The sequence below is a fragment of the Mycobacterium sp. 852002-51971_SCH5477799-a genome, from assembly GCF_001667145.1.
Classification (GTDB): Bacteria; Actinomycetota; Actinomycetes; order Mycobacteriales; family Mycobacteriaceae; genus Mycobacterium.
Map to the genome: position 1 here is coordinate 1 of NZ_LZIF01000029.1, position 1,519 is coordinate 1,519.

Below are 1,519 nucleotides of genomic sequence, written 5' to 3' on the forward strand. Positions count from 1 at the left end.
AACACCAACGTGTTGACGAAAAAACCCACCAACTCATCGAGCGCAGGGTCACGGCGCCCGGCGATCGGGAACCCCACCGCCACATCAACACTGGCGCTGATCTTCGACAACAACACCGCTAACGCGGCCTGCACCACCATGAAACTGGTCGCATTATGCTCACCAGCTAACTGACGCACCCGCGCCTGCACCTCAGCCGGCCACTCCACCGCCACCGTGGCCCCGCGATAATCCGCCACCGCCGGATACGGCCGATCCGTGGGCAACTGCACCCGCTCGGGCATCCCGGCCAACACATCTTCCCAATACGCCAACTGCCCAGCGATACGACTACCACTGTCCTCGAGCTCACCAAACTGCGCCCGCTGCCACAACGTGTAATCGACATACTGCACCGCCAACGGCGCCCACCCCGGCACCTGCCCCACCGACCGGCTGGCATACGCCACACCCAAATCCCGCACCAACGGCCCCACCGAAGCCCCATCAGCAGCGATATGGTGCACCACCGCCACCAACACATGCTCATCCTCAGCGACCCGGAAAAGCCTTGCCCGCAACGGAATCTCACCCGCCAGATCAAACGCATACCGCGCCGCAGCCCCGATCGCCTCCTCCAACCGGCCCACCGACCAGTCAGCGGCATCCACCACCCGCCAACCGAAATCGGCCCGCTGGGTTGGGATGACGATTTGTTGAGCCGCCGCTGCCCCCAGGGGGGCGAACACGGTGCGCAGGCTTTCGTGGCGGTCCACCACATCGGTCAGCGCCGCACCCAACGCCTCGGCATCCAGCGGCCCGCTCAGCCGCAGCGCCACCGCGATGTTGTAGACCGGGGACGGGCCATGCAGCTGATCGAGGAACCACAACCGGTTCTGGGCGAACGACAACGGAACCACCGCCGGCCGCTCACCGGCCACCAACGGCTCCAGCCCACCCCCACCGGCACCGATACGGGTCGCCAACTGAGCAACCGTGGGCGCCTCGAACAAGGTCCGCACCGCCAGACCGGCGCACAAAGCCTTATTGGCTGCGGCGATGACCCGCATCGCCGACAACGAATCGCCACCCAGGTCAAAAAACGAGTCATCAACGCCGACCCGCTCAAGTCCGAGCACCTGGGCATAGATGCCGGCCAGGATGTCCTCGACGGGACCGGCCGGGGCGCGGTAATGATCGCCGTCCTGGTAGTCCGGTGCGGGCAGGGCCCGCACGTCGAGCTTGCCGTTGGCGGTCAACGGCAACGCATCGATCGCCAGCACCGCGGCCGGCACCATGTAGCGCGGGAGCCGGTCTGATAGTTGTTCGCGTAGCCCCCCCGGGTCAGCGGTTCCGGTGACATAACCGACCAGACGCTTGTCGCCGGGACGGTCCTCACGGGCGATTACCGCCGCCTCATCCACCCCGTCCAGCCCAGCCAGCGCCGTGCGCACATCACCGAGCTCGATGCGATACCCACGGATCTTGACCTGCTCATCAGCGCGGCCCAAATACTGCAACTGCCCATCAACGCCCCACC

1 protein-coding gene is annotated in these 1,519 nt (G+C 66.0%); it reads right to left on the minus strand.

Features of this window, described 5'->3' with window-relative positions; translation table 11 throughout:
* The coding region (locus A5753_RS02425) for a condensation domain-containing protein (RefSeq protein ID WP_231989972.1) at window positions 1–1,519 on the minus strand (1,519 nt) is incomplete at both ends.